Origin of the sequence: Cellulophaga fucicola, from assembly GCF_900119145.1 — a bacterium.
Lineage (GTDB): Bacteria > Bacteroidota > Bacteroidia > Flavobacteriales > Flavobacteriaceae > Cellulophaga > Cellulophaga fucicola.
Map to the genome: position 1 here is coordinate 748,351 of NZ_FPIY01000002.1, position 26,182 is coordinate 774,532.

The following is a 26,182-nucleotide window of genomic DNA, read 5'->3' on the forward strand; positions in this document are numbered from 1 at the left end:
GATATTATGAATCCACTACTATATACAGACGGTTACAAAGTAGACCACAGAAGACAATATCCAGAAGGTACAACCTTAGTATACTCTAACTGGACACCAAGAAAAAGTAGAATAAACGCTATAGATGAAGTTGTATTTTTTGGACTTCAATATTTTATAAAAAAATACATTATTGAAGAATTTAACACCAACTTTTTTAACAAACCTAAAAAGGAAATTGCAGAAAAGTACAGCAGAAGAATTAATAATTATTTAGGACCAAATGCTGTTGGTATTAAACACATAGAAGATTTACACGACCTTGGTTATTTACCAATGGTAATAAAAGCATTACCTGAAGGATCTAGTGTGCCTATACGTGTACCAATGATGACAATGTACAATACATTACCAGAATTTTTTTGGCTAACAAATTATTTTGAAACCATATTAAGTACTACTATTTGGATGCCTTGCACCTCTGCTACCATTGCTAAACAGTACAGGAAAATATTAGATAAGTATGCAGAAGAGACATCTACAGCTCTTGAATTTGTAGATTGGCAAGGGCACGATTTCTCTATGCGTGGTATTGCTGGTATGGAAGCAGCAGTAATGAGTGCTTCTGCACACTTACTTAGTTTTTCTGGTACAGATACAATTCCTGCTATAGACTTTTTAGAGGAGTATTACAACGCAAACTCCGACAAGGAATTAGTTGGTGGCTCTGTAGCAGCTACAGAACACTCTGTAATGTGTATGGGAACAAATACTGGAGAGCAAGAAACTTTTAAAAGACTAATTACAGAAGTTTACCCTAACGGTATTGTTTCTATTGTTTCTGACACTTGGGATTTATGGAAAGTACTTACCGAATACTTACCTAACTTAAAAGAAGATGTATTGGCAAGAGATGGTAAAGTTGTAATTAGACCAGATAGTGGAGATCCTGCAGATATTATTTGTGGTAATCCTAACGGAAAAACTGAAGATGAGAAAAAAGGTGTTATAGAATTGCTATGGGAAATATTTGGCGGACAAACTAACAGCAAAGGCTACAAAGAATTAGACCCACACATTGGTGCTATTTATGGCGATAGTATTACTACAGAACGCGCTACAGATATTTGTGAACGATTAAAACAAAAAGGGTTTGCGTCTACAAACGTAGTTTTAGGTATTGGCTCTTTTACCTATCAATACAATACTAGAGATACTTTTGGTTTTGCAATGAAAGCTACATATGGCGAAGTAAACGGTGAGGGAAGAGAAATTTTTAAAGATCCTATTACAGACGATGGAACTAAAAAGTCTGCCAAGGGTTTACTTAAAATTGAAAAAGAAAACGGTACTTATAAACTTGTAGACCAAGTAAATTGGGAGCAAGAAAAAACAGGAGAATTAAAAGAGGTATTTAAAGATGGTAAATTACTTGTTGATGATTCTTTACAAAATATTAGAAACAGAGTAAGATAAACTCCTTAATTTTGCAAACGTAAGAGGCAAGCTTTTTTACAAGCCTGCCTCTTATTTTTTAAATCTATACAATGAGTAAACCTTTTACATTTAAACAATTTACTATTGCCCAAGATCGTTGTGCTATGAAAATAGGCACAGATGGTGTTTTATTGGGCGCCTGGGCATCTGTAGACCACAACCCCTACTCTATTTTAGATATTGGTAGTGGCACTGGCATTATTTCTTTAATGTTAGCCCAACGTAGTATTGCAGACAACATAGAAGCTATTGAGTTAGATGATGCTGCTTATGAGCAATGCACAGAAAATTTTGAAGCATCTACCTGGGCAGATCGTTTGTTCTGTTTTCACGCTGGTTTTGATGAGTTTGTAGATGAATATGCTACAGACGAAACTGATGAAGATGAATTGTATGATTTAATTGTATCTAATCCTCCTTTTTACGCAGAAGATGTTACTAGTGGTAATGAAGCTAGAGATAATGCACGCCAAAACACATCTTTGCCATTTAATGAGCTACTTAGTGGAGCATCAAAATTACTATCAAAAAACGGCATATTTTCAACTATAATTCCGTTTAAAGAAGAAGAAGAGTTTGTTAAACTTGCTGCTACTTTTCAATTATTTACAAAACGAATTACAAGAGTTAAAGGTAACGCTAACGCCGAAGTAAAAAGAAGTCTGTTGGAGTTCACAAAAAAGCCTTCATCAAACTTAAAAACAGAAGAACTTGTTATAGAGAAAGGTAGGCACATATATACCGAAGATTACATCAACCTAACAAAAGATTTTTATTTAAAAATGTAACATTTACTCTTTGTATTGTTATATTTCTTTACCTATCTTTGGTTACATATCCTAATACATAGCTATGAAACCAGACTTATTTGAAGCACCCGATTATTACAATATAGACGACTTATTGTCTGAAGAACATAAATTGGTAAGAGATGCCGCCCGTCAATGGGTAAAAAGAGATGTGTCTCCAATAATTGAAGAATACGCTCAAAAAGCTGAGTTTCCTAAGCAAATAATTAGCGGATTAGCAGAAATAGGTGCTTTTGGCCCTTACATTCCTGAAGAATACGGTGGTGCAGGCTTAGATCAAATTAGTTATGGTTTAATTATGCAAGAGATAGAACGTGGCGATAGTGGTGTACGCTCTACCGCATCTGTACAATCTTCTTTAGTAATGTACCCAATATATACTTACGGTACAGAAGAACAACGTAAAAAATACCTACCTAAACTTGCTAGCGGCGAGTTTATGGGCAGTTTTGGTTTAACAGAACCAAACCACGGCTCTAACCCTGGCGGTATGGAAACCAAGTATAAAGATATGGGCGACCATTACCTTTTAAATGGTGCAAAATTATGGATCTCTAATTCTCCTTTTTGCGATGTAGCTGTTGTTTGGGCTAAGAATGAAGAAGGTAGAATTAACGGCCTTATTGTAGAACGTGGTATGGAAGGTTTTTCTACTCCAGAAACTCACAACAAATGGTCTTTAAGAGCATCTGCAACAGGTGAACTTATTTTTGATAATGTAAAGATTCCTAAAGAAAACTTATTACCAAATAAAAATGGACTAGGCGCTCCATTAGGATGTTTAGATTCGGCTCGTTACGGTATTGCTTGGGGAGCAATTGGCGCAGCTATGGATTGTTATGATACCGCTTTACGTTATGCAAAAGAGCGCATACAGTTTGGTAAGCCAATTGGCGCATACCAATTACAACAAAAGAAATTAGCAGAAATGATTACCGAAATTACAAAAGCACAGTTACTAGCGCTACGCTTAGGACAGCTTAAGAATGAAGGCAAAGCGACAACTGCACAAATATCTATGGCCAAACGTAATAATGTAGATATGGCTTTAAACATTGCCAGAGAAGCAAGACAGGTTTTAGGCGCTATGGGTATCACTGGCGAGTACAGTATTATGCGACATATGATGAATTTAGAAAGTGTTATTACGTATGAAGGTACGCATGATATACACTTACTTATTACAGGAATGGACATTACAGGTCTTAATGCCTTTAAATAATAATTAATTCTTTATCTTTACATAGTCTAAATAAGGGTTGTTTTAAAAGCGACCCTCTATAAAACTATTAAGATTATGGAAACGTTACAACACATCCTAGTATTTATTACTGCTGCCGTAGCATTTGGTTATGTAGCTAAGAAATTTTTTCTTCCTAAATCTCTTTTTGCAAATAACAAAAACAAGAAATCTTGCGGATCAGACGACTGTGGTTGCAGCTAGTTTACCCTCATAATTATACCCAGACTATCTTAAAGTATTCACAATTTCGTTAAAGAAATAAGAATACTATACTAAAGTTATCCAAAAAACCTTCTTTGTAGTCCTTAGATTACTTTAATTAGCCAACAGCTAAAAAGTAATCCAAAATAAACAATACGCAAAAACTTAATAATCAAAGTTTTACGTTTTATTTTTATTTTTTTTAGCATCAACAGGCAACAACAACCAAATTTATGTTGTCTATACTAATAAGAAACAAAAACCAAAAACTAATTATGCGTAAAACGACTCAGCTTGTAATTTTAATAATTACTTTAATTGCAAGTAATACAACCACAGCACAAGAACTTAATGCAAGTATAAAAGATGCTGCCAGCAAAGAAGCAATTCCCTATGTTTCTGTAGTACTTTCTAATAAGAAAGGAGTAATTACAAATGGTGAAGGTAAATTTTCATTAAGCACTACAAACACAACTGTAATAGATTCAATATTTATTTCTTGTATTGGCTACGAAACAATTGCACAACCTGTAACAACTTTTAAGGATAGTATTATTTATATGCAACCAAAGACCATAGAACTTAATGAGGTTTTGGTTTCTAACAAAAATTACACCGGAGAAGAGATTATAGATATGGTTAAAGATAGTTTAGACAAAAACTACAGCAAAGACCTAACTAAGAAAAAAATATTCCTTAGAGAATCTAATTATCAAGGATTAGATAAAACAAACTATACATTTATGAAATCTACTATAAAGGAACTAAACAAACCTTTTTTAGATAGCGTTATAACTGCTTTACCAAAAAGAGACAATAGTTATTCGGAGGTTTTATGTGATATCTATGGAAATTACGATAAAGAAACATTAAAAATAGATCCTATAAAAGGGTGTAGATTATATGATAAAAACTCTGAGTTAGATATTACTAAGCTTGAAGAAAAATTTAACGAGATTATTAAAAAGAATGTAAAACCAGATTCGTACTTCAAAATAAAATCGGGTCTTCTTGGCGTTAAAGTTGATGGCGCATTGGACAACCCTAATGACGTAAAAAAAGACAGCATAGCACTAAAAAAAGAACTAGAGGAAAAGAAAAAATTAGAAGAAGCACGCAGAGCTAGTTACGCAACGTATAAAAAAACTACCATAGGTAATCAATTTAGCAACTTGTTTTATATGGATGATGCCAAACTAAACGTGATAACAAAATCTGGACGTTACAACTTTACTATAAAAGACTACACGTACTGGGGAAACATACCTGTATACATATTAAATTTTGAACCTAAGAGAGGCGCAGATTATGAGGGTACCATATATGTAAACGCAGATGATTTTGCTGTAATACGTATAGATTATGACAATGTAAAAACACTAAAAAGTATTAAGCTATTCGGAATTTCTTACCAAGAACATTTATCTAGAGGTAAAATGATTTTTGCTAAAAATGAAAATAACACCTATGACCTACAATATTTAGAACGAGAAGCGGGAAATAAAGCAGGCATAAGAAGACCTTTAAAAATAATTGAAAAGAACAAAGTTGTAAAAGGAAGAAATAAACAAAACGAGCTTTATGTAAAGTTAGATATGGCAATTACTAGTGTAACCAAATACGAAATTGTTGTTTTTGATGCAGAAAATATTTCAAAATCTATTTACGATAACTTTAAAGAAGATAAGGTTATTAAACCAGAATACTTACGTAAATATGATCCTGAATTTTGGAAAGGCTATAACATTATAGAGCCTAACCAAGCTATAAGAGAGTTTACTGCAGAAGAGTAACTAACACAATTACGCTTGTAAAAAAGTAATTAGTAAAAGCGCCCAACCTAGGACTAACCCTAAACCTCCTAGGGGCGTTATTGGTCCAAGAAATTTCATTTTTTTTCCTTTAGCAGATGATATACACAGACCATAAATACTAAATGAGAACAAGAAAATCCCGATTATAAAAGCATAACCCATTACTATTTCTTGAGTAGTAGTAAAACTGAAATTAAAACCTAACACTAACAATACAATAGCATGATACATTTGATACTTTACACCAGTCTCAAAATTCTTGAGTTGGTCGTCTGTGAATATTTTTTTTAGTGCGTGAGCACCAAAAGCACCAAAAACAACTGCTAACATACCGTACAAGGCTGCAAATACTTTTATTGTAATAATCATTATAAGTGATTTTTGTAAAAAGAGTTATTTTAAACTAGATAAACTATCTAATTTACTAGAGAACAAAGTGTACATTTTTTCTGTTTCTAAAGAGTCTGATACATTAAAGAATAACTGAAGAGAATCGTTGTACGTAACTTTTATTTTTTGTCTAGATAATTTATCTACAAAAATATAAACCTCTGTATTATATATAGAATCTCTAAAAATACCTTTTTCTGTTTCTTTAACAGAAAAGCCATTCAAACGCTCTAAAGATGGTATCTTATCTACCATCTCTACTGCATTTACGTCTGTAAAATTAAGTTCCTTGTAATATATCCCGGATAATATTTTAAACTCATTATCTTCAACCTTAATCCAGTTTTTATAATGCGCTAAAAAAGCAATTACCACCAAAATTAGTGTCAATGCTATTACTATATTCCAAAGCCAATGTCTTGTTTTATTTTTCATCTTAAACACGAATGTACAACAGAATAGATTTCTAGAAAAATATTACTGACTTATCAACCTCTAAATAAAAAGAAATCTTCTTTCATCTCTTCTATAGCCACAGTACTGTTGGTTGTAATATAGTCTATAGCTTTTTCTGCAAATCCTTTTCCTTTTTCAGTTAATGAAATAATATTATCATCAATAACAATCATATTGTTCTTTAAGGCCAAATCTACAACGGTTTTAGATTGCATTTTACCCCAATTAATATGTTCTCCTAAGTGGTTTATATGTCGTTCTGACTCTTCAGTATGATTTTGCAAATGCAACATAAAAGTAAGCAAATACACTTCTACTTGTTGCCTTTTTTGCCTATACAACACAGAGATTAAACCCTTACTAGGTGCAAATAAATACACCAATAAAAATAAGAACCCTAATACTGTAGTCATAGAACCTGCAATAGAAGCATCTAAATAATGTGCTACCCAATACCCAATTAAGGCAGATGCAATACCCGCTAAAATTGCTATGATTAGCATCTTTTTTAAATTGTTCGTTAACAAATAAGCCATAGCTGCGGGAGCTATCATTAATGCAACCACCAATATAGCACCAACGGCATCAAAAGCACCTACCGTAGTTACAGAGGCTATAGACATTAAACCATAATGTATTACAAGAGGTGAAAATCCTAATGTTGCTGCCAATTGCTTATCAAATGTACTAACCTTTAATTCTTTAAAAAATGTAATTAATAGCGTTAGCGTTATAACAACAATGGTTCCTATAATCCAAATAGATTTAGCTCCCAAGTCAACACCATTTACAAACAACCTATCAAAAGGCGCAAAAGCAAGCTCACCTAGCAAAACAGCATCTACATCTAAATGTACATCATTGGCATTTTTTGCAATTAAAATAACGCCAATACTAAACAAAGCAGGAAAAACTAAGCCTATAGCTGTATCTTCTTTTACCAAGCCTGTTTTCTGTATAAATTCTACCATAATTACAGTAATTACCCCAGAAACTGCAGCTAATAAAATTAACCAAGGCGAGTTTAAGTCTTCTGTTATAAAGAAACCTATAACCAATCCTGGTAGTATAGAATGACTAATAGCATCGCTAATCATTGCCATTTTACGCAACACTAAAAAAGTACCTGGAATGGCGCAAGCAATAGCTACCAGACAAGCAATAAGTTGTATTTCTATTTGTGCGCTACTCATTTTCTTCTTGTTGATTATACAAATTTGCAGCCTTATCAAAACCTTTTTCGGTTAACGACCACATTGTTTTATTTACGGTTATATACTCTTTGCTTTCTAATTTCTGAAGTGATTTACGCGTGAACCCGTGAAAATTATTTAAAATCTTTATTGCATGCGGATGATCTATATTATCGTGTGTTTTTACAATATGATACATAAAAGCTAATGTTTTATGCAACTCCAAATCTTTACGATTGCTCTGATATCTAATTTCACGAAACAACAATCCTCTTTTAGGCGAAAAAATAAATGAAAACAATACAAAAACTGCCGCAATTAAAACTATTACTGGTCCTGTAGATAAATTGTTAGAACTGGCACTAATTGCTGTTCCTAACACTCCTGAAAAAGCACCAAAAATAGCCGCCAATAGCACCATTACACTTAAACTATTTGTCCATTGTCTTGCTGCAGCAGCAGGTGCCAATAACATAGCGCTCATTAAAACAACACCAACAGTCTGCAACCCTACTACTATAGATATTACAATAAAAAAAGTAATTAAAATGTCTAAGAACTTCACGTTAAAACCTAAAGACTTAGTATAGTCAGCATCAAAAAGAAGCAGTTTAAACTCTTTCCAAAACACTAACAAAATAAGCAAACTTAAGCCTGCAATAATACACATAGTCCAAACATCGCTACTAACTAAAGTAGCAGCTTGGCCAAATAAATATTTGTCTAACCCAGCCTGATTAGCATTGGGCATTTTCTGTATAAATGTGAGCAGCAACATTCCAAATCCAAAGAATAAGGACAAAATTAAACCTAAGGCCGTATCAGATTTTAAATGTGTTTTTTTAACTATGCCACGAATCCAAAAAGTACCAATTAACCCGCTAATTAAAGCACCTATCAGCAACGTATTACTATCCTTAGAACCTGTAATTAAAAAAGCTAAAGCAATACCAGGTAATGCCGCATGCGATATTGCATCTCCCAACAAACTCTGCTTGCGCAAAACAGCAAAACTACCTAACATACCACATAATGCACCTAAAACGGCTGTGCCCAATGTTATGGTTTGTAAGGTGTAATCTGTAAAAAGGAGATTAAAATATTCTGTTATTTCCACAATTTAATTGTTTTATCTAAAATTTACTCCTGTACACTTACTTTATAGTTTATGCCATAAGTCTTAGTTAGGTTGCCATCGTTAAAAATATCTTTAACTGGCCCAGTTGCTATCTTTTTTACATTTAAAAAGGTAACCCAATCAAAATACTCGGGTACAGTTTGTAAATCATGATGTACAACAATTAGCGTTTTACCAGCTTTACGTAATTCCTTTAAAATATTAATTATAGCTTTTTCCGTTGTAGCATCTACCCCCTGGAAAGGCTCATCCATTAAATAAATACTAGCATTTTGCACCAAAGCTCTTGCTAAAAAAATACGTTGTTGTTGGCCACCACTAAGCTGACTAATTTGTCTTGATTTAAAAGACAACATCCCTACTTTTTCCAAAGCCTCTAAAGCAGCTTTTTTCTCTTTTTGCCCAGGTCTTTTAATCCACCCCAAACTACCGTAAGTCCCCATCATAACCACATCTAATGCAGTGGTAGGAAAATCCCAATCTACACTGCCCTTTTGCGGAACATAAGCAACCTCTTTGTATTGTTTCTTGTATGGCTTACCAAATATTTTTACACTACCAGCAATAGGTTTTATAATACCTAAGATAGATTTTATTAAAGTCGATTTTCCTGCGCCATTAGGACCAACAATAGCCATAAGCACACCTTCTGGTATGGCTAAATCTATATCCCACAAAACTGGTTTATAGTTATATGCAACCGTAAGGTCGTCTACTGTAATAGCATATTTTGTTTCCATAAATTGTTATTTTAATGCAGCTACAATTGTTGTAACATTGTATCTAAACATTCCAATATAAGTACCTTCTACAGTACCTTTATCCCCTAAAGCATCAGAATACAACGTACCGCCAATAGTTACATTCTGGTTTTTAGATTGTACCGATGCTTGTAGTGCTTCTATTGTTCTTTTAGGAACCGAAGTCTCTACAAAAATAGCTTTTACCTTGTTATCAATTATAAATTTAGATAATTCTTGTACGTCTTGCACACCTGCTTCTGTTGCTGTAGAAATACCTTGCAAACCAACAACATTAAACCCATAAGATTTTCCAAAGTAATTAAATGCATCGTGCGCAGTAACCAAAACTCTTTTTTCTTCTGGCAGCTGACTAATTGTTTCTCTTAAATCTGAATCTAACTTGGCTAACTTTTCTAAATACATTTTACTATTCTCTTCGTAAATAGCAGTATTTTTAGGATCTAACTTTTTAAGCTCATTTGCTACGTAAGTAGTTATTCGTTTCCAAAATAAAACATTAAACCAAATATGCGGATCATAATTAGATGCAAAATATTCTGACCCAATAAGTTCTTTTTTATCTAAAGCATCAGAAACAGCAACCGTTTTTTTATTGGTCTTTTCCATTTTCTCAAAAACCTCTACAAGTTTACCTTCTAAATGCAAACCACCATAGAACACAACATCAGAATCTACCAATTTAGCAACATCTCCTTCACTAGCTTTGTACAAATGCGGATCTACACCACTCCCCATTAAACCAACAACATTAATAGCATCACCGCCAATATTATGTAGTAAATCCGTTATCATAGTAGTTGTTGTAACTACATTTAGTTTGCCGTTATCAGCTTTTTTAGCATCCGTTTTACACGCAGATAAACTAAGTATTACGGCTACTACAATTGTATATGTTATTTTTTTCATTTTAGTATTTATTCTGTTATCTGTACATACAAATTAGAAGCAATTTGACTAGACACGTTAAAACTGTTAGCATTAATTTTTAATTGAAAAGAACCATCAAAATCTTCTTTATCAATAACTTCTATAATATCTCCTAAAGCAATTTTATTCTTGTCTAAAAACTTTAAAAACTGACTTGAAGAATCTTTTACCCCAACACAAATACCTTTGTCATTTACAGAAAGTTCGCTTAACAACTTTTTATCTATCACTTTAAAATTACCATTCTTATCTGGTATGGGGTCTCCGTGCGGGTCATATTTAGGATAATCTAAAAGTTTATCTAGCTTATCTATTAACTTCTCGCTCTCTATATGCTCTAATTGTTCTGCAACGTCATGCACTTCATCCCAAGAAAAATCTAATTTTTCTACTAAGAAAACTTCCCACAATCTGTGCTTTCTAATAATAGACAACGCCATAGACTTACCTATAGACGTTAATGAAACACCTTTATATTTTTTATAATTTACCAGGTTTTTTTCTGATAGCTTTTTCATCATATCTGTTACAGAAGACGGTTTAGTTTCCATCTGTTCTGCAATAGCATTTGTAGAGATTTCGTTAGCCCCTCCTTTTCCAATATGAAAAATTGCTTTTAAATAATTTTCCTCAGAATGCGTCATCAATTTTAATTTTTATCAAAAATACATTTTTATTTCTAAAAATAAAGTTTTAGGTTTGTCTAAATTTAAATTTACACTAATGAAAATAATATTTTACTTAATTTACTTTTTGCCGGCACTCCTCTTTTCTCAAGACATATTGATTGAAGGAAAAGTGAGCACAGATGGTACCCCTCTAGAATATGCATCAATTCATATAAAAGGAAAATCAACCGGAACCGCATCTAAAAAAGATGGCTCTTACACATTGAAACTCTCTAAAGGCGAGTATGTGCTAGTATGCAAAAGCATAGGCTACAAAACAATTGAAAAAAAAATTACTGTAAGAAATGACAATCAAACACTTAACTTTAACTTAAAAGAAGATGTTTTAGGGCTAGAACAAATTGTAGTTACAGGTACTAAAACAGAAAAAAGAAGAATAGATTCTCCCGTAATAGTGAACCTAATAAATAGTAAAACACTAGACAATGTTGTGGCCACAAACTTATCTGAAGGTTTACGTTTTCAGCCAGGCTTAAGAGTAGAAACAGATTGCCAAACGTGTAATTATACCCAATTACGCATAAATGGTTTGCAGGGTGGCTATTCTCAAATATTAATAAACGGAAGACCTATATTTAGTCCGTTAACAGGTCTTTACGGTATGGAGCAAATTCCGGTAAATATGATAGAGCGCATTGAGGTTGTTAGAGGTGGCGTATCTGCACTCTACGGCTCTAGTGCTATTGGCGGTACAATTAACGTAATTACTAAAATACCTATTAAAAACGAATACAATTTAACCTATACGTACCAAAGCATAAACAACAACGCATCTGATAATATTTTACTTGGTAATGCTACGGTTGTAAATGACGATAGATCTGCCGGAGCTACATTTTTTATCAATAAAAGAGATAGAAATACGTATGATGACAACGGAGACAATTACTCTGAGTTACCTAGCTTAAAAAACAATTCTTTTGGCACTAATTTATTTTATTTACCTTCTGAAAATGAAAAAATAGAAGCTAGTATTAGTAGTATATATGAATATAGATATGGCGGCGAGCAAGTAGACAAAGCAGCGCATTTAGCAAAACAATCTGAAGAACGCACCCATAATATTATAATGGGAAGTTTAGATTATCAGCTTAATTTTAATGAAGACAAAAACAGTTTTATTGCCTACTATGGCGGACAAATTACAGACAGAGACCACTATACAGGTATACAACCTGATGATGGCAACGAACTAAACTCTTTTTTGATAAACTCCCCTTACGGGACCTCAAAAGTAGAGACTCACCAAGCTGGTGTACAATTAAACCATAAAGTAGATTCATTTATAGGCGGAGAAGCAATTTTTACTTTTGGCACCGAGTATGTGTATGATGATGTGTTAGATATAATAGATGCTTACAATTACAAAATAGACCAAACTACCCGAAATTGGGGTGCATTTTTACAAAACGATTGGGATATAACTCCTAAAATTAATTTTTTATCAGGAATAAGAATAGACAAACACAACCTACTAGACAATGTAATTGCTAGCCCTAGACTATCGTTATTGTATAAAATGAATAAAGAATCTCAGTTTAGATTAGGTTGGGGAACTGGCTTTAGAGCACCACAAGCTTTTGATACCGATTTACATATTGCCTTTGCAGGAGGAGGAATTTCTAGAATTTCTTTGTCTGATAATTTACTTGAAGAACGCTCTAACAGCTACACGGCTTCTTTTAATTATGACAAAGCTACAGAGCATTTAATTGCTGGTTTTACTGTAGAAGGTTTTTACACAAAACTGAATGATGCCTTTTATCTTTTTCCTTTAGGAGAAGATAATTTTGGAGAATTATTTGAGAAAAGAAATGGTGACGGAGCCCTTGTAAAGGGAATAACATTAGAAACAAGAGCAAATTTTGATTATGTTTTTCAGGTTGATGCAGGTATTACATTACAGTCTAGTAAATTTACAGAAGCAGTAGAAAACATTGAAGGTTTGCCAACCAAAAAAGAATTTTTAAGAACACCAAATACCTATGGTTTTGCAACCTTAACATATACCCCAACTAAAAAACTAAGTGCATCTACTAATTTGGTTTACACAGGCAGTATGGATATTGCACATTTTGGAGGTGAAAACACAGGTCAAACCATTGATGAATACATAAAAACTCCTTCTTTTTTAGAAACCAGCCTTAGATTAGGTTACACTTTTAAAAGTGAAAAATTAGAAACAGGATTGGAAATTTTTGGGGGCGTTAAAAATATAACAAATGCGTATCAAGATGATTTTGACATAGGCAAAAACAGAGATAGTAATTATGTTTATGGACCATCTTTACCAAGAACTATTTTTGTGGGATTAAGAATAAAAAGCTTGTAATAAAATGATCCCTTACTTTAAAAAAATAATATTTTGTGTTTTAACTGGCTGCTTATTTGGTAGCCAGTTAGCTGCCCAACAAGATGAATTAAATTGGCTAAGCTTTAATCAATTAGAAGATTCCTTAGCTATAAAACCCAAAAAAGTTCTCATACATTTTTACGCAGACTGGTGTGGTTTATGTCATAAAATGGACCGAAAAACATACAAAAACTCTAACGTAATTAACACATTAAGCAAAGACTACTATGTTGTAAAAATGAATATTGAAACAACAGAAAAAATAACTTTTGGTAGTACAACTTATAAAAATGAAAATGCGAAAAAAGTAAATTCTATTCATCAAATACCCTTACTAATGGCGAGCAGAAAAAACAAGCCATTTTCTTTACCTGCAATTGTTATACTAGATGAAAATTTCACTGCTACTTCAAGGTATTTTCAATATTTAAATGCTAAACAACTTTTAAAGACAATACAATAACAGTTTTTTTCGTTTAAAAAAAGTAACTTTTACTACATTTACCAAAAAAACTATGAAACAAATTGTCTGTTTTTTAACCCTACTGTTCTGCATTAACTCAATAAATGCACAACAAGAACAAGACACTACTATTGTAAGCACTAAAGACAAAGACTATTCTTTAGTATTTACCGCAAATAAAAATGACGAAATTCACCTTTACATTAAGTCAAAAGGGAAAGAAAATGTAGTTTACACTCTTGGCAAATACTATAACGACAAAGAGCCAATCTTTAAAAAACTAAAAAAGAAAGAGTCTTTATGGTTGGTAGCTCCTGAAAAAGATATTTACAAGTTAATTATAAAAAGCACTAGTGATAAAGAGAGTAAAATAAGTATAAAACTTAATGTAAATTCTTTTAACAAAGAAGCTCCGGTGATTGCCTATAAAGAAGTTGCAGATACTACATATGCTACTCCTGAAAAAACCGAAACAGAAATAAAAAAGCTAAAAACAGTTACGCTGCAACAAGATAATTTTTACTTAAATAGTAAGTCTAACGATTTATTAAAAGGAGGAAAAAGCAGAGTTCTAGTACCAATTGCGTTACCGGAAAATACGGTTTCTTGGTATTATGCATTTACTGCATCTAGAGAAGAGAAAGATATTAAAAACACTATAAAAAGTTTTGGACTGGCATCTACATTATCTAATTACATAGATACCGAAAACTCTTTTTCTGGTGCTGTAGAAAATTTGAATCCGCCTCCTGGAGCAAACATTTGTGACATTTACCTATTAGATGAGAAAAATGCATTGCTTTTTAAAAACAAAGAAGATTATAGTCCGTTTTTATTTGGCTCTAGAGAAAACTATAAATCTGGAATTGTAAATGTAAAAAACTCACCAAACAATATACTTTATCTTGGCTTAAACAACCCAGACAATATTTACGGTATACATATAGGTATAGAAATAATTTGCATTACAGAAACACAACAAACTATAGAACAGCTTTTAAGCAGACCTATAATTACAACAAAAAAACAACCTTATTTAGTAGAATAGAAAGACTAAACCTTTCTATTCATTAACCATAAACCAAACTGCTTTAAGGCTTCTTTTTTATCTATAGTTATAACTAACTTATCTAAAATAGCAAAAGCCTTATTGGTATACTCTTCTATTGCTTGTTTTGTAGCTAGATCTGCCTTAGATTCTACAAAAATAGCTTTTACAGTAGCTACTTTATCATCTGTATTTGTAGGCTGTATAGAAAATAGTTGATCTAATGAGTTTTGTTCCGCAGCAGAAGATTGTTCTAATGCCTTTAGATACAAGTATGTTTTTTTGTTTTCTATAATATCACCACCAACCTGTTTTCCAAAAGTTTCAGGGTTTCCAAAAGCATCTAAATAATCGTCTTGTAACTGAAAAGCAATCCCTAGATTTTTACCAAAGTCATAAATTAAATCTTCATTCTCTGTTGTAGTTTCTGCAATTACCGCACCCATTTTCATAGCTGCCGCAACCAAAACTGCAGTTTTATACTCAATCATTTTTAAGTATTCCGGAATAGAAACATCATCTCTAGTTTCAAAATCTACATCATATTGCTGCCCTTCACAAACCTGTAATGCAGTTGTACTAAAAAGAGACACTAACTTTTTAAACTGGTCACCGTTGTAAGACTCCAAAAACCTGTAAGCCTCTATTAACATGGCATCCCCAGATAGTATACCTGTGTTTAAATCCCATTTTTCATGCACGGTTGCTTTACCTCTACGCAATGGTGCATCGTCCATAATATCATCATGGACTAAAGAAAAATTATGAAAAACCTCAACAGCCATAGCAGCACTTAATCCCTTTTTATAATCTGCTCCAAAAATATCTGCAGACATTAATGTTAAAATAGGACGTAAACGTTTACCGCCTAAGTTTAAAATATAGGTAACAGGCTCGTATAAGTTTTTAGGCTCTTTATCTACTGTTATCTTATTAAGTTCTTCTAAAAAAGAATCTCTATACTGGTCAATGGAATGCATTTATAATTTTTTTTCAAAAATACATGAAATACTTTTTAAGCAATTACAAATGTAACATTCATTTTAAACTTAGGTTAAGTAATCCTAAAACTTTGGAAACTTTTTTTGTTTTCTAAGTTTCCTAACTTATCTTTGCCGCATATTATGAAAGAAAAAATTTTAGAAAAAGCTTCCGATTTATTTTTAACTCTAGGGTATAAAAGTGTTACAATGGACGATTTAGCCAACGAGTTGGGTATGTCTAAAAAAACCATTTACACCTACTTTGACAATAAAACAAAGTTAATTGAGGAAAGTACCTCTCACTTATTTTGCAATATAACTAAAGGCATAAATAACATATGTGCTTTAAACCACAACCCTATTGAAGAGATGTTTGAGATTAGAAAATATATTGTTTCTAACTTAAAAGACGAAAGTTCTTCGCCTATTTATCAATTACAAAAGTATTACCCTAAAATACATCAGTCCTTAAAAAAAGAGCAATTTGGTTTTATGCAAAAATGTGTGATTGCAAATTTAAAGGAAGGCATTGAACTAGGTTTATTTAGAAAAAACTTAGATACAGAATTCATTTCTAGAATATATTTTTCTGGAATGACTGCTATTAAGGATGATGATTTTTTTCCGCCTGAAAAATTTTCAAAAATAAAATTAATGGATAATTATTTAGAGTACCATTTAAGAGGAATAGTAACCATAAAAGGAGAAAAAGTATTAACTGATATTATCAAATCAAATCAATCATAAATGAAAAGAAGTTTAACACTACTAATTTTGCTTTTAGGCTTGCAGATGGGATTCTCGCAAGAAAAACCTTCGAGTTTTACATTAGAGGAAGCAATTAATTACGCCTTAGAGCACAACTACAGTGCTATAAATGCCGATCGTGATATTGAAGATGCACAAAAACAAAAATGGCAAACTATTGCTGGCGGATTACCACAAATAGACGGCGCAATAAGTTACCAAAACCAATTAAAACAACCTGTTTCTTTAATTCCAGGTGAGTTTGCAGGTGGTGCTCCAGGCACATTTATCCCTGTAGTTTTTGGGCAAAAACAAACGGCTACAGCAACAGCTACATTACGTCAGCAAATTTTTGACGGCTCTTACATTGTTGGTGTACAAGCCACTAAAACATTTATAGATTACAGCGCAAACAGCAAGGAAAAAACAGCTCTTGACGTTCGCAAATCTGTTGTAGAAGCCTACGGAAATGTTCTTTTAGCAAGAGAAAGCACATCAATCTTAGAGAAAAACAAGGCTGCATTAGAAAAGAACCTATATGAAACTCAAAAGATTTTTGAAAACGGTTTAACCGAAGAAGAAAGTGTTGAGCAGTTACAAATTACATTATCATCTATAGACAACCAGTTAAAAAATGCAGTTAGACTAAAAACAATAACGTTACAAATGTTAAACTTGGTAATGGGCTTAGAACTAGAGCACAAAACTATATTAACAGAAGATTTAGATGTATTAACTCAGAAGCAAATAGATTTAAATTTATTACAAACTGAATTAAACTTAGAGAAAAACGTAGACTACAAAATGGCGCTTAATTTAAACGAGCAAAGAGAACTAGAGCTAAAACTAGAAAAAAGTAAAGCACTACCTACTCTAAATGCTTTTGTAAATTTTGGCTATACAGGTTACAGCGAAAAGTTTGACTTTTTACAAAGAGAAACAGAATGGTTTAACTCTTCAATTTTAGGGTTCGATCTTAATATTCCAATATTTAGTTCTTTACGTAGAAGTGCATCTACGTCACGCGCTAGAATAGCATTAGACAAAGCTAAAACACAAAAAACGGAAGCAGAAGAGTCTCTACGTCTGCAATGGGAGAATGCCAAAAGTGAATACACACTTGCTATTGAAGAGTACCAAACAAACCAAAATAATTTAGGTTTAGCAGAACGTATAGAGAAAAAAAACCAAGTAAAGTATTTTGAAGGTTTAGCAACAAGTTTTGAGCTTAGACAAGCACAAACACAATTATATGCTGTACAGCAAGAGTATTTACAATCTATGGTAGATGTAATTAATAAGAAAACAGCTTTAGAATTAATTCTAAATAACTAACCCCAACACAACAATTTGTAATACAAACAATATGAAAAAAATATTATACATACTAACACTTACAGCGCTTGTAACTGCTTGCGGAGACAAAAACACATCTGTAGAGAGTATTATTGCTACAAAAGATATAGAGAAAATAAGAGAGAAAAAAACAACTATTTCTGAAGAACATAAAGCTTTAGAAATGCAAATGATACTACTAGATTCTGCCATTGCAGATATACAAGGAAACAAAAACCTACCATTAATTAGCACATTTACTACTAAAAACGAGGTTTTTAATCATTTTTTAGAATTACAAGGTAATGTACAAACAAAACAAAATGTTTTAATATATCCAGAAATGGCCGGCACATTGCAACGAGTATATGTAAAAGAAGGTCAAAAAGTAAGCAAAGGGCAAATACTTGCTACTATAGATGATGGAGGTATGAGCAGCCAACTTGCACAACTTAAAACTCAGGCAGAATTAGCTAAAACTACTTTTGAAAGACAACAAAGACTTTGGGAACAAAAAATAGGATCAGAAATACAATATTTACAAGCAAAGACAAATTATGAAGCTCAAGTAAATGCTATTAAACAAGGAGAAAGTCAGTTAGGAAAATCTACAATTAGAGCTCCTTTCTCTGGCATTATAGACGATGTAATTAAAGATCAAGGAACCGTTGTTGCTCCCGGTATGGGCGCAGAAGTTTTTAGAATTGTAAACCTGTCTAATATGTATATTGACGTAGAGGTTCCTGAAACATACATTAAAAGCATACAAAATGGTAAAGAAGCTGTTGTATACTTTCCTATATTAAATGATAGTATTACAACCAAAGTACGCCAAACTGGCAACTTTATTAATCCAAGTAATCGTTCTTTTTCTGTAGAAATTCCTGTTCCTAACAAAAACGGAAATGTAAAACCAAACTTAACTGCTAAAGTTAGACTTAATGATTACACTAGTAATGAAGCTATTCTTATACCGCAGAGTGTAATTTCTGAAAATGCAGATGGTGAACAATATGTTTATGTTGCAGAAAAAACGGATGAAGAAAACTACGCAATAGCCAAAAAGAAAATTATAACAACAGGTAAAAGTCAAGGACCGTTAACTGAGGTTACTTCTGGATTAACACCTAACGAGCACGTAATTAAAGAAGGAGCAAGAACCGTTAAAGACGGACAAAAAGTTGAAATTTTAAACCAATAGTTCCATGAGTAAAATTAAAAAAAACGCCGACAAGGAATTTAAAATATCCTCATGGGCTATAGATAACCCTTCGGTTATTTATGTACTAATTGGACTATTTCTATGGATAGGACTCTCTGCATACCTAGCTATGCCAAGAGAAGATTTTCCAGAGGTAATAGAGACCAAAATATACATTAGCACACCATACCCTGGTAATACTGCCGAGGATATAGAACGATTAATTACAGACCCTTTAGAAGATAAAATAAAGAACGTAAGTAACGTTGTAGAAGTCACCTCTACCTCTCAAGAAGATTATGCTATGATAGTAGTAGAGTTTGACGAGGGCATAAGTGTACAAGAAGCTAAACAAAAAATTAAGGACGAAGTAGATGCTGAAAAAGCTAGTGAAGACTGGCCAACTTTTAATGGCGCCAAAGTAGAACCTAACGTTTTTGACCTTAACTTATCTGAAGAAATGCCAATCATGAACATTAACTTTACAGGAGATTACCCTGTAGAAAAGTTAAAAGATTTTGCAGAGTATTTACAAGATGAAGTAGAAGATTTATCTGAAATTAAACAGGCGGACATACGTGGTGCCCAAGAAAAAGAAGTCGAAATAGCAGTGGACATTTATAAAATGATGGCTGCTAAAATTAGTTTTGATGATGTTTTAAATACAATAAGAGGCGGTAATGTTACTATGTCTGCTGGTAATTTAAAAACAAAAGAACAAAGAAGAACTATACGTATTTTAGGAGAAGTAAAGGACCCAAAATTACTAAACAATTTTGTGGTTAAATCAGAAAATGGCGCTACCTACCTTAGAGATATTGCTACCATTACTTTTTCTGAAGAAGATAAAACTACCTATGCCAGAGAATTTGGAGAAAGCGTAGTAATGTTAGATGTTAAAAAGAGAGCCGGACAAAACTCAATTTCTGCATCAGACCAAATAAAAGAAATTGTAAAAAAGGCCAAAAAAGAGTATTACCCGCCAGATTTAAAAATTTCTATTGCAAACGACTCATCAACAAAAACCTTAAACCAAGTAGACGATCTTGTAAACAACATCATCTTTGGTATTATACTAGTTGTAACCGTTTTAATGTTCTTTTTAGGATTTAGAAATGCACTATTTGTTGGTTTTGCCATTCCTATGTCTATGTTCATGTCTTTTATGATATTATCTTTACTAGGCTACACCCTAAACACAATGATTCTTTTTGGAATGATTATGGGACTTGGTATGCTTGTAGATAACGGTATTGTAGTTGTAGAAAACGTATACCGTTTAATGGATGAAGGTTTGTCTAAAGTTGAAGCTGCAAAAAAAGGTGTTGGTGAAATTGCGTTCCCTATTATTGTATCTACACTTACAACAGTTGCAGCCTTTGTACCTCTAGGTTTATGGCCTGGTGTAATGGGCCAGTTTATGAAGTTTTTCCCAATAACATTATCTGTTGTTTTAGGTTCTTCATTATTAGTAGCTATTTTAATGAACTCTATGCTAGTTTCTAGATTTATGGAACTAGGCGAAAAAGAACTTACCGTTAAACAACTTATACGTTTAAGCATTATTCTTGGTGGTTTTGGTATATTGATATTAATTTTTGGTGGCGTAATGAAAGGCTTAGGCTCTGTAATGATTATTACAGCAATTATGTTTTGGGCTTACAAGTATTTTATTAAAAAATGGGCTATTCGTTTTCAAAAAAACACAATGGTTAAGTTTGAAAACTGGTACGAGCGCAGATTAAAACACGCCTTAAAGGGTGGTAACGTTTACTGGTATGTAGCCATAACTTTTGTACTATTATTTGTTGTTTTTATGCTTTTTGGTATGTCTATTAGTAGTAAAAGAACCAAAATAGAGTTTTTCCCAGACAACATACCTAATGAGATATATGTTTATATAGAGTATCCAGAAGGCACTTCTATTGAGAAAACAAATGCCATTACAAAGGTTATAGAAAAAAGAGTTTATAAGCTTTTAGAAGAAGACGTTTACCAATATAATGGTGAAAACTTTATTGTAGATTCTGCTGTTTCACAAGTTGGTGAGGGTGCTGGTAACCCACAAACAGATGGTGGTTCTAGCGCAGAAATGCCTCATAAAGGTAAAATAACTGTAAGTTTTAGCGAGTTTAAATTTAGAAGAGGAATTAACACAGAGGAAATACGTGCAAAAGTGCAAAAAGCATTAAGTGGTATTTACCCAGGTGTAAATATATCTGTAGAAAAAGACTCTAATGGTCCGCCTGCTGGTTACCCAATTAACATTGAGTTAGAAGGTAAAGATTACAATGAACTTATTGCTACTGCAGAAAGCATTAAAAACTTTATAAATACCAAAAACATAGCTGGTATAGAAGAAATAAAGATTGACGTAAACAAGAGTAAGCCATCTATGGAGGTTGTGGTAGACCGTGAAAAGGCTGGTGAACTAGGAGTATCTGTTGCTCAAGTTGGCAATCAATTACGTAGAGCATTGTTTGGAGAAAAAGCAGGCGTTTATAAGGAAGATGGTGATGATTATGATATTAATGTTCGTTTTAATGAAGACCTACGTTACAATACAAATGCATTATTTAATCAGAATATAATTTTTAGAGACCCATCTAACGGACAAATAAAAGAAATTCCGGTTTCTGCTGTTGCCTCTATGAAAAACACTTCTGGTTTTAGTGCTATTAAGCATAGAGATAACGAGCGTGTTGTAACTATATACTCTGGTTTAGAACCAGGTTTTACAGATGCTGCTGCAATTGTAGAGGAGATACAAAAAGAAATGGAAGATTATAAAGGCAAGCCTTCTACCGTAAAAATAGATTATACTGGTCAAATTGAAGAGCAGAATAAACAAATGATATTTCTTGTTAGTGCATTCTTTTCTGGTCTAGGCTTAATTATGCTAATTCTAATATTCCAGTTTGGGGGTATTTCTAAACCAATAATTATAATGATCGCTATTTTCTTAAGCTTTATTGGTGTATTTGGCGGACTAATGATTACAGGTTGGTCTTTTGTTATTATGATGACAATGATGGGTATTATATCACTCGCAGGTATTGTTGTAAACAACGGCGTGGTACTGTTAGATTATACTCAGATTTTAATAGATCGTAAAAAAGTAAAGCTAGACTTAGACGAAGCAGATGTTTTAACTAGAGAACAAGCTACAGAAGCAATAGTAACTGGTGGAAAAGCCAGACTTAGACCTGTACTTTTAACAGCTATAACAACTGTATTAGGATTAATACCATTAGCAATTGGTTTAAATATTGACTTCTTTACTCTATTCTCAGAGTTTAATCCACATATTTACATTGGTGGTGATAACGTAATTTTCTGGGGGCCTTTAGCCTGGACAGTTATTTTTGGATTAATAGTGGCTACATTCCTTACACTTATAATAGTACCTGCATTGTTTAATATTACATACAGATTAAAAATAAGGTTTGCAAAAAAGCCCGCTACTACAGAAAGTGAAGCATAAAGCTAAACCGTATAAAAATAAAAGAGGCGCTATATAATATAGCGCCTCTTTTATTTTTTAAAACTTTATAAAAGTTATTCTTTTATTTTTTCTTGTATCTTTTTAGAGATCATAAAAATTACCAACAACACAATTGCACATAAAGCCGCTACTATACAAATTAGTGCTATTGTACTTTGTCCGTTTAGAGGATCATCAAAATCTATCTGAGTAACATTGTATCCAATTAGCAATCCTGCTATCAAAAATAAGATGATAAATATTATTTTATTCATTTTAACTACTTTTTAAAAGAGTTCATTAATATTTGCCGCAAATAATTTTACCGCTATTGCCAGCAAAATTACACCAAAAACTTTTCTAATTACACTTAATCCGCTTTTTCCTAGTACTTTCTCTATCTTTTTAGAAGACTTTAACACTACGTAAACAAATAAGATATTTATTAAAATTGCTACTATTATATTCTGCACTTGATATTCTGCGCGTAAAGACAATAAAGAAGTCATTGTACCCGCACCTGCAATTAACGGAAAAGCAATTGGTACAACAGATGCCGTTTCAGGAACATCATCCTTATACAAAGTTATACCCAAAATCATTTCTATTGCCATAAAGAAAATAATAAAAGAACCTGCCACAGCAAAAGAATTAACGTCTATCCCAATTAGGTTTAGAATTTCTTCTCCCACAAACAAAAAAGCTACCATAATTAAGGTTGCTACAAGAGATGCCTTTTCAGATTGTATGTGTCCAACCTTAGCTCTTAAACTTATTATTATAGGAATACTACCAATAATATCTATCACAGCAAAAAGAATCATACTTGCTGTTGCAATTTCTTTAAAATTAAAAAAACCTGAAAACATACTATACTACTTTTTAAAAATCGGTGCAAACTTACACTTTCTAAAACAGTTTTAAATTACTAAAATTAAAATTAATAGCTTATTAACGTTAAAGAAGTATCTTTGCAGCCTTATAATTCGCATATGTTTCAAATAGGAAAGACCATAGTATCTGAAGAAATTATTGAAAATGATTTTGTCTGCAATCTAAGTGCTTGTAAAGGCGCGTGCTGTATAGATGGCGATGCTGGTGCACCGTTAGAAGATAAAGAAACCGAAATACTGGTAGACATTTATCAAGATGTAAAACCTTTTTTAAGAGCAGAAGGCATTGCTGCTATAGAAGAACAAGGGGCTTTTGTTAAAGGTGAAGATGGCGAATGGGAAACTCCTTTAGTAAACGGTAGCGAATGTGCTTATGTTGTTTTTTCTGATAACGGAACTGCCAAATGTGGCTTAGAAGATGCTTATAACGAAGGCATTACAAGCTGGAAAAAACCAGTTTCTTGCCACTTATATCCTGTTAGAACTAGAGAATACTCAGAATTTACGGGTGTAAACTACCATAAATGGGAGATTTGCGATCCTGCTTGTTCTTTAGGAGAAGAGTTAAAGGTTCCTGTTTACAAATTTGTAAAAGAAGCTTTAATACGTAAGTTTGGAGAAGAGTGGTACAGTGAATTAGAAATAGTTGCGCAAGAGCATAACAAGTTAAATAATAGGAATAGTTAATACAACCTCTGTTCCTAGAGCAACACCTTTATCATCTTTTATATCTATAAATTCTACATTATAAGAATTTAAGTAATCTTTAGAGAAGTTTTTTAAACGTTCTTTGGTAATATCTACACCTAAAGATTTCCGTTTTAAAACTTTACTTTCTTTTATTTTTTCTGATGCAGCTCTACCAATACCATTATCCTTAATACTTATTTTAATAAACTCCTCATCTTCTTTAGTTATGTAGAGATTTATTTTTTTTATTCCTTCTTTAGAAGACAATCCGTGCCACAAAGCATTTTCTAAAAAAGGCTGAAGAATTAGTGATGGTATTTTTACATGATTAACATCTACCCTACGGTCTATATCTACTGCAAAGTGTATTTTATTAGAAAAACGTATGTTTTCTATATGCATATATAATGTTACAGTTTCTAACTCATCTGCTAACGATATTTCTTTTACCGATGATGCCTCAAGTATTTTACGTACTAATTTAGAGAACTTATTAAGGTAGTGTACCGCATTCTTTTTTTCGTTATTAATAATATATAACTTAATAGAATTAAGCGAATTAAACAAAAAATGAGGATTCATTTGACTACGCAACATCGTCTGTTCTAGCGTAAGTAATTTTTTATCACTAGTAAGCTGACTTTGACGATAAAAAACAAAAAGAACCACCGCCAACAACACTAAAGAAATACATATTATCAAAAGCGTAGCTCTATTTTTTTTCAGTTTAAGTTTTACAATTTCGTTATCTTTTCTTAAACTTTCTATTTCATTATTAATCTTTTCACTTTCGTACCTTAAAATAACATCATTAGCATAACGTAAATTACGCCTACTAGTAATTTTTCTTTCTAAATTTATAGCTTTCTTATAATAATCTAAAGCCTCTTTATGGTTTCCTTTTAGCAACTCCAAATCTGACATATGCCTTTGCCCCAAAGAAATTATTCTAGAAATATTCTGTTTTTTCCCTGTAATTAAGCTCTGCTCTATATGTTTTTCTGCTTCTTCAAGATTATTTAACTTCATATAAGCCCACCCAGTGTTTATTTCAATAAAAGCAGTTGTATAATCGTCTCCTAATTCTTTAGCTTTTTTAAGTGCTGGCAACAATAATTTTATTGCTTCTTTTGCCTTACCTTGCTTTAAGTAAATTTGAGCAATACTATTACTACAAATTACACGCCCTTTATCAGATCCTATCTCTTCATTATACCTAAGAGAAACCCTGTACCTATTTAAAGCTTCGTCTAGTTTTCCTTGTGCCTCTAAAGCTTCACCTATATTTTGATTATTAATAGCCAGACCAAGTGTATTTCCTAGTTCTTCTTCAATCTTTAAAGAAGCTTCAAACCTATTTATGGCTAAATTATACTGTTCTAAAGTATGATAAAGATTCCCTATACTATTTAAAGACACATACATACCACGCTTTAAACCAATTGTAGGCTCACTTACACTCTCTGCTAATTCTAATGCTCGCTGATTGTAATCTAAAGCTGTACGTACCGCATCTATTCTTCGGTAGGCAACTCCTAGCATATTTAAACTATATACCCTAAACTCTAAACTACCTACTTCATTAGCAACCTCTAAAGCTTTTTTATGTAATGATATAGCTTTATCGTATTCTGATAGGTTTCTGTACTTTGTTCCTAGTTGATTATAGGCAAAAGATAGACCGGTTAAATAGTTTTGTTTTTTTGCTTCTTCTACAAAATAATTTAAAAGCAAAGTATCTCTTTTTTTATCTCCTAAAATAGTAGAAATCTCATCGTAAGTCTTAGGCTGATCAACAACAAGGCTATCTACTTTAACTTTATATTCTTGCAATGTTACCTGCCCCAACAAAGACAAACAGCAAAAAAACATAAAGAAAAAAACA

General features: G+C 32.5%; 24 protein-coding genes. 13 read left to right on the forward strand and 11 right to left on the reverse strand.

Annotated features, from left to right (window positions below):
* The first annotated feature begins 6 nt into the window (after positions 1–6).
* The 5 genes from BT107_RS09665 (at position 7) to BT107_RS09680 (ending at position 5,522) form a co-directional block, all read left to right on the forward strand.
* Positions 7–1,455: a nicotinate phosphoribosyltransferase gene (locus BT107_RS09665; RefSeq protein WP_072303575.1), complete on the forward strand. Its 1,449-nt coding sequence runs from the start codon at positions 7–9 to the stop codon at positions 1,453–1,455.
* A 71-nt stretch (positions 1,456–1,526) separates the two neighbouring features.
* Positions 1,527–2,264, forward strand: a complete 738-nt coding sequence (locus BT107_RS09670; RefSeq protein WP_072303576.1) for a tRNA1(Val) (adenine(37)-N6)-methyltransferase — start codon at positions 1,527–1,529, stop codon at positions 2,262–2,264.
* Between the two features lie 64 nt (positions 2,265–2,328).
* On the forward strand, positions 2,329–3,507 hold the full coding sequence (locus tag BT107_RS09675; RefSeq protein WP_072303577.1) for an acyl-CoA dehydrogenase family protein: 1,179 nt from the start codon (positions 2,329–2,331) through the stop codon (positions 3,505–3,507).
* Positions 3,508–3,582: 75 nt separating this feature from the next.
* Positions 3,583–3,729 carry a hypothetical protein gene (locus tag BT107_RS17525; RefSeq protein ID WP_170854723.1) on the forward strand — a complete coding sequence of 49 codons (147 nt, stop codon included), beginning with the start codon at positions 3,583–3,585 and terminating at the stop codon, positions 3,727–3,729.
* A 233-nt stretch (positions 3,730–3,962) separates the two neighbouring features.
* Positions 3,963–5,522, forward strand: coding sequence for a carboxypeptidase-like regulatory domain-containing protein (locus BT107_RS09680; RefSeq protein WP_244543114.1), 1,560 nt, complete (start codon positions 3,963–3,965; stop codon positions 5,520–5,522).
* Positions 5,523–5,531: 9 nt separating this feature from the next.
* On the opposite strand, the gene BT107_RS09685 is transcribed toward BT107_RS09680, so the two are convergent.
* The 7 genes from BT107_RS09685 to BT107_RS09715 are packed head-to-tail and all read right to left on the reverse strand — an operon-like array spanning position 5,532 to position 11,055.
* Positions 5,532–5,912, reverse strand: coding sequence for a DUF423 domain-containing protein (locus BT107_RS09685; protein ID WP_072303578.1), 381 nt, complete (start codon positions 5,910–5,912; stop codon positions 5,532–5,534).
* Between the two features lie 24 nt (positions 5,913–5,936).
* Complete coding sequence (locus tag BT107_RS09690) at positions 5,937–6,368, reverse strand: hypothetical protein (protein WP_072303579.1); 432 nt, start codon at positions 6,366–6,368, stop codon at positions 5,937–5,939.
* 53 nt (positions 6,369–6,421) lie between these two features.
* Positions 6,422–7,582: a metal ABC transporter permease gene (locus tag BT107_RS09695; RefSeq protein WP_072303580.1), complete on the reverse strand. Its 1,161-nt coding sequence runs from the start codon at positions 7,580–7,582 to the stop codon at positions 6,422–6,424.
* Complete coding sequence (locus BT107_RS09700) at positions 7,575–8,699, reverse strand: metal ABC transporter permease (protein ID WP_072303581.1); 1,125 nt, start codon at positions 8,697–8,699, stop codon at positions 7,575–7,577. The genes BT107_RS09695 and BT107_RS09700 overlap by 8 nt, the downstream gene beginning before the upstream one ends.
* Positions 8,700–8,722: 23 nt before the next feature.
* Complete coding sequence (locus tag BT107_RS09705) at positions 8,723–9,460, reverse strand: metal ABC transporter ATP-binding protein (RefSeq protein ID WP_072303582.1); 738 nt, start codon at positions 9,458–9,460, stop codon at positions 8,723–8,725.
* Between the two features lie 6 nt (positions 9,461–9,466).
* Positions 9,467–10,390: a metal ABC transporter solute-binding protein, Zn/Mn family gene (locus BT107_RS09710; protein WP_072303583.1), complete on the reverse strand. Its 924-nt coding sequence runs from the start codon at positions 10,388–10,390 to the stop codon at positions 9,467–9,469.
* Between the two features lie 8 nt (positions 10,391–10,398).
* Positions 10,399–11,055 carry a metal-dependent transcriptional regulator gene (locus BT107_RS09715; RefSeq protein ID WP_072303584.1) on the reverse strand — a complete coding sequence of 219 codons (657 nt, stop codon included), beginning with the start codon at positions 11,053–11,055 and terminating at the stop codon, positions 10,399–10,401.
* Between the two features lie 79 nt (positions 11,056–11,134).
* Here BT107_RS09715 and BT107_RS09720 point away from each other — a divergent pair, with 79 nt between their 5' ends.
* The 3 genes from BT107_RS09720 to BT107_RS09730 are packed head-to-tail and all read left to right on the forward strand — an operon-like array spanning position 11,135 to position 14,964.
* A complete protein-coding gene (locus BT107_RS09720) occupies positions 11,135–13,432 on the forward strand; it encodes a TonB-dependent receptor (RefSeq protein WP_072303585.1) in 2,298 nt (765 codons plus the stop codon).
* 4 nt (positions 13,433–13,436) lie between these two features.
* Complete coding sequence (locus BT107_RS09725) at positions 13,437–13,916, forward strand: thioredoxin family protein (RefSeq protein ID WP_072303586.1); 480 nt, start codon at positions 13,437–13,439, stop codon at positions 13,914–13,916.
* A gap of 52 nt (positions 13,917–13,968) precedes the next feature.
* Positions 13,969–14,964 (forward strand): hypothetical protein, encoded by a 996-nt coding sequence (locus tag BT107_RS09730; RefSeq protein WP_072303587.1) that lies wholly within the window; start codon positions 13,969–13,971, stop codon positions 14,962–14,964.
* A gap of 5 nt (positions 14,965–14,969) precedes the next feature.
* Here BT107_RS09730 and BT107_RS09735 read toward each other — a convergent pair whose 3' ends face one another.
* Positions 14,970–15,944 (reverse strand): polyprenyl synthetase family protein, encoded by a 975-nt coding sequence (locus BT107_RS09735; RefSeq protein WP_072303588.1) that lies wholly within the window; start codon positions 15,942–15,944, stop codon positions 14,970–14,972.
* A 144-nt stretch (positions 15,945–16,088) separates the two neighbouring features.
* Between BT107_RS09735 and BT107_RS09740 the strand changes: the two genes are divergently transcribed.
* The 4 genes from BT107_RS09740 to BT107_RS09755 are packed head-to-tail and all read left to right on the forward strand — an operon-like array spanning position 16,089 to position 22,714.
* Complete coding sequence (locus BT107_RS09740) at positions 16,089–16,694, forward strand: TetR/AcrR family transcriptional regulator (protein ID WP_072303589.1); 606 nt, start codon at positions 16,089–16,091, stop codon at positions 16,692–16,694.
* The gene (locus BT107_RS09745; RefSeq protein ID WP_072303590.1) at positions 16,695–18,029 is read left to right on the forward strand and encodes a TolC family protein; all 1,335 of its coding nucleotides are present in this window, start codon (positions 16,695–16,697) and stop codon (positions 18,027–18,029) included.
* 31 nt (positions 18,030–18,060) lie between these two features.
* A complete protein-coding gene (locus tag BT107_RS09750) occupies positions 18,061–19,230 on the forward strand; it encodes an efflux RND transporter periplasmic adaptor subunit (RefSeq protein WP_072303591.1) in 1,170 nt (389 codons plus the stop codon).
* A gap of 4 nt (positions 19,231–19,234) precedes the next feature.
* On the forward strand, positions 19,235–22,714 hold the full coding sequence (locus BT107_RS09755; protein WP_072303592.1) for an efflux RND transporter permease subunit: 3,480 nt from the start codon (positions 19,235–19,237) through the stop codon (positions 22,712–22,714).
* Between the two features lie 74 nt (positions 22,715–22,788).
* Here the strand turns inward: BT107_RS09755 and BT107_RS09760 are convergent, their stop codons facing one another.
* Together BT107_RS09760 and BT107_RS09765 are read right to left on the reverse strand one after the other, a co-directional pair.
* A complete protein-coding gene (locus tag BT107_RS09760) occupies positions 22,789–22,989 on the reverse strand; it encodes a hypothetical protein (protein ID WP_072303593.1) in 201 nt (66 codons plus the stop codon).
* Between the two features lie 12 nt (positions 22,990–23,001).
* A complete protein-coding gene (locus tag BT107_RS09765; protein ID WP_072303594.1) occupies positions 23,002–23,583 on the reverse strand; it encodes a MarC family protein in 582 nt (193 codons plus the stop codon).
* 123 nt (positions 23,584–23,706) lie between these two features.
* On the opposite strand from BT107_RS09765, the gene BT107_RS09770 reads away from it, so the two are divergent.
* Positions 23,707–24,294 (forward strand): DUF3109 family protein, encoded by a 588-nt coding sequence (locus BT107_RS09770; RefSeq protein WP_072303595.1) that lies wholly within the window; start codon positions 23,707–23,709, stop codon positions 24,292–24,294.
* Here BT107_RS09770 and BT107_RS09775 read toward each other — a convergent pair.
* Entirely contained in the window at positions 24,274–26,130 is a 1,857-nt protein-coding gene (locus BT107_RS09775) for a tetratricopeptide repeat-containing sensor histidine kinase (RefSeq protein WP_244543115.1), read from the reverse strand. The two genes, BT107_RS09770 and BT107_RS09775, sit on opposite strands and share 21 nt — an antisense overlap.
* Positions 26,131–26,182 lie beyond the last annotated feature (52 nt).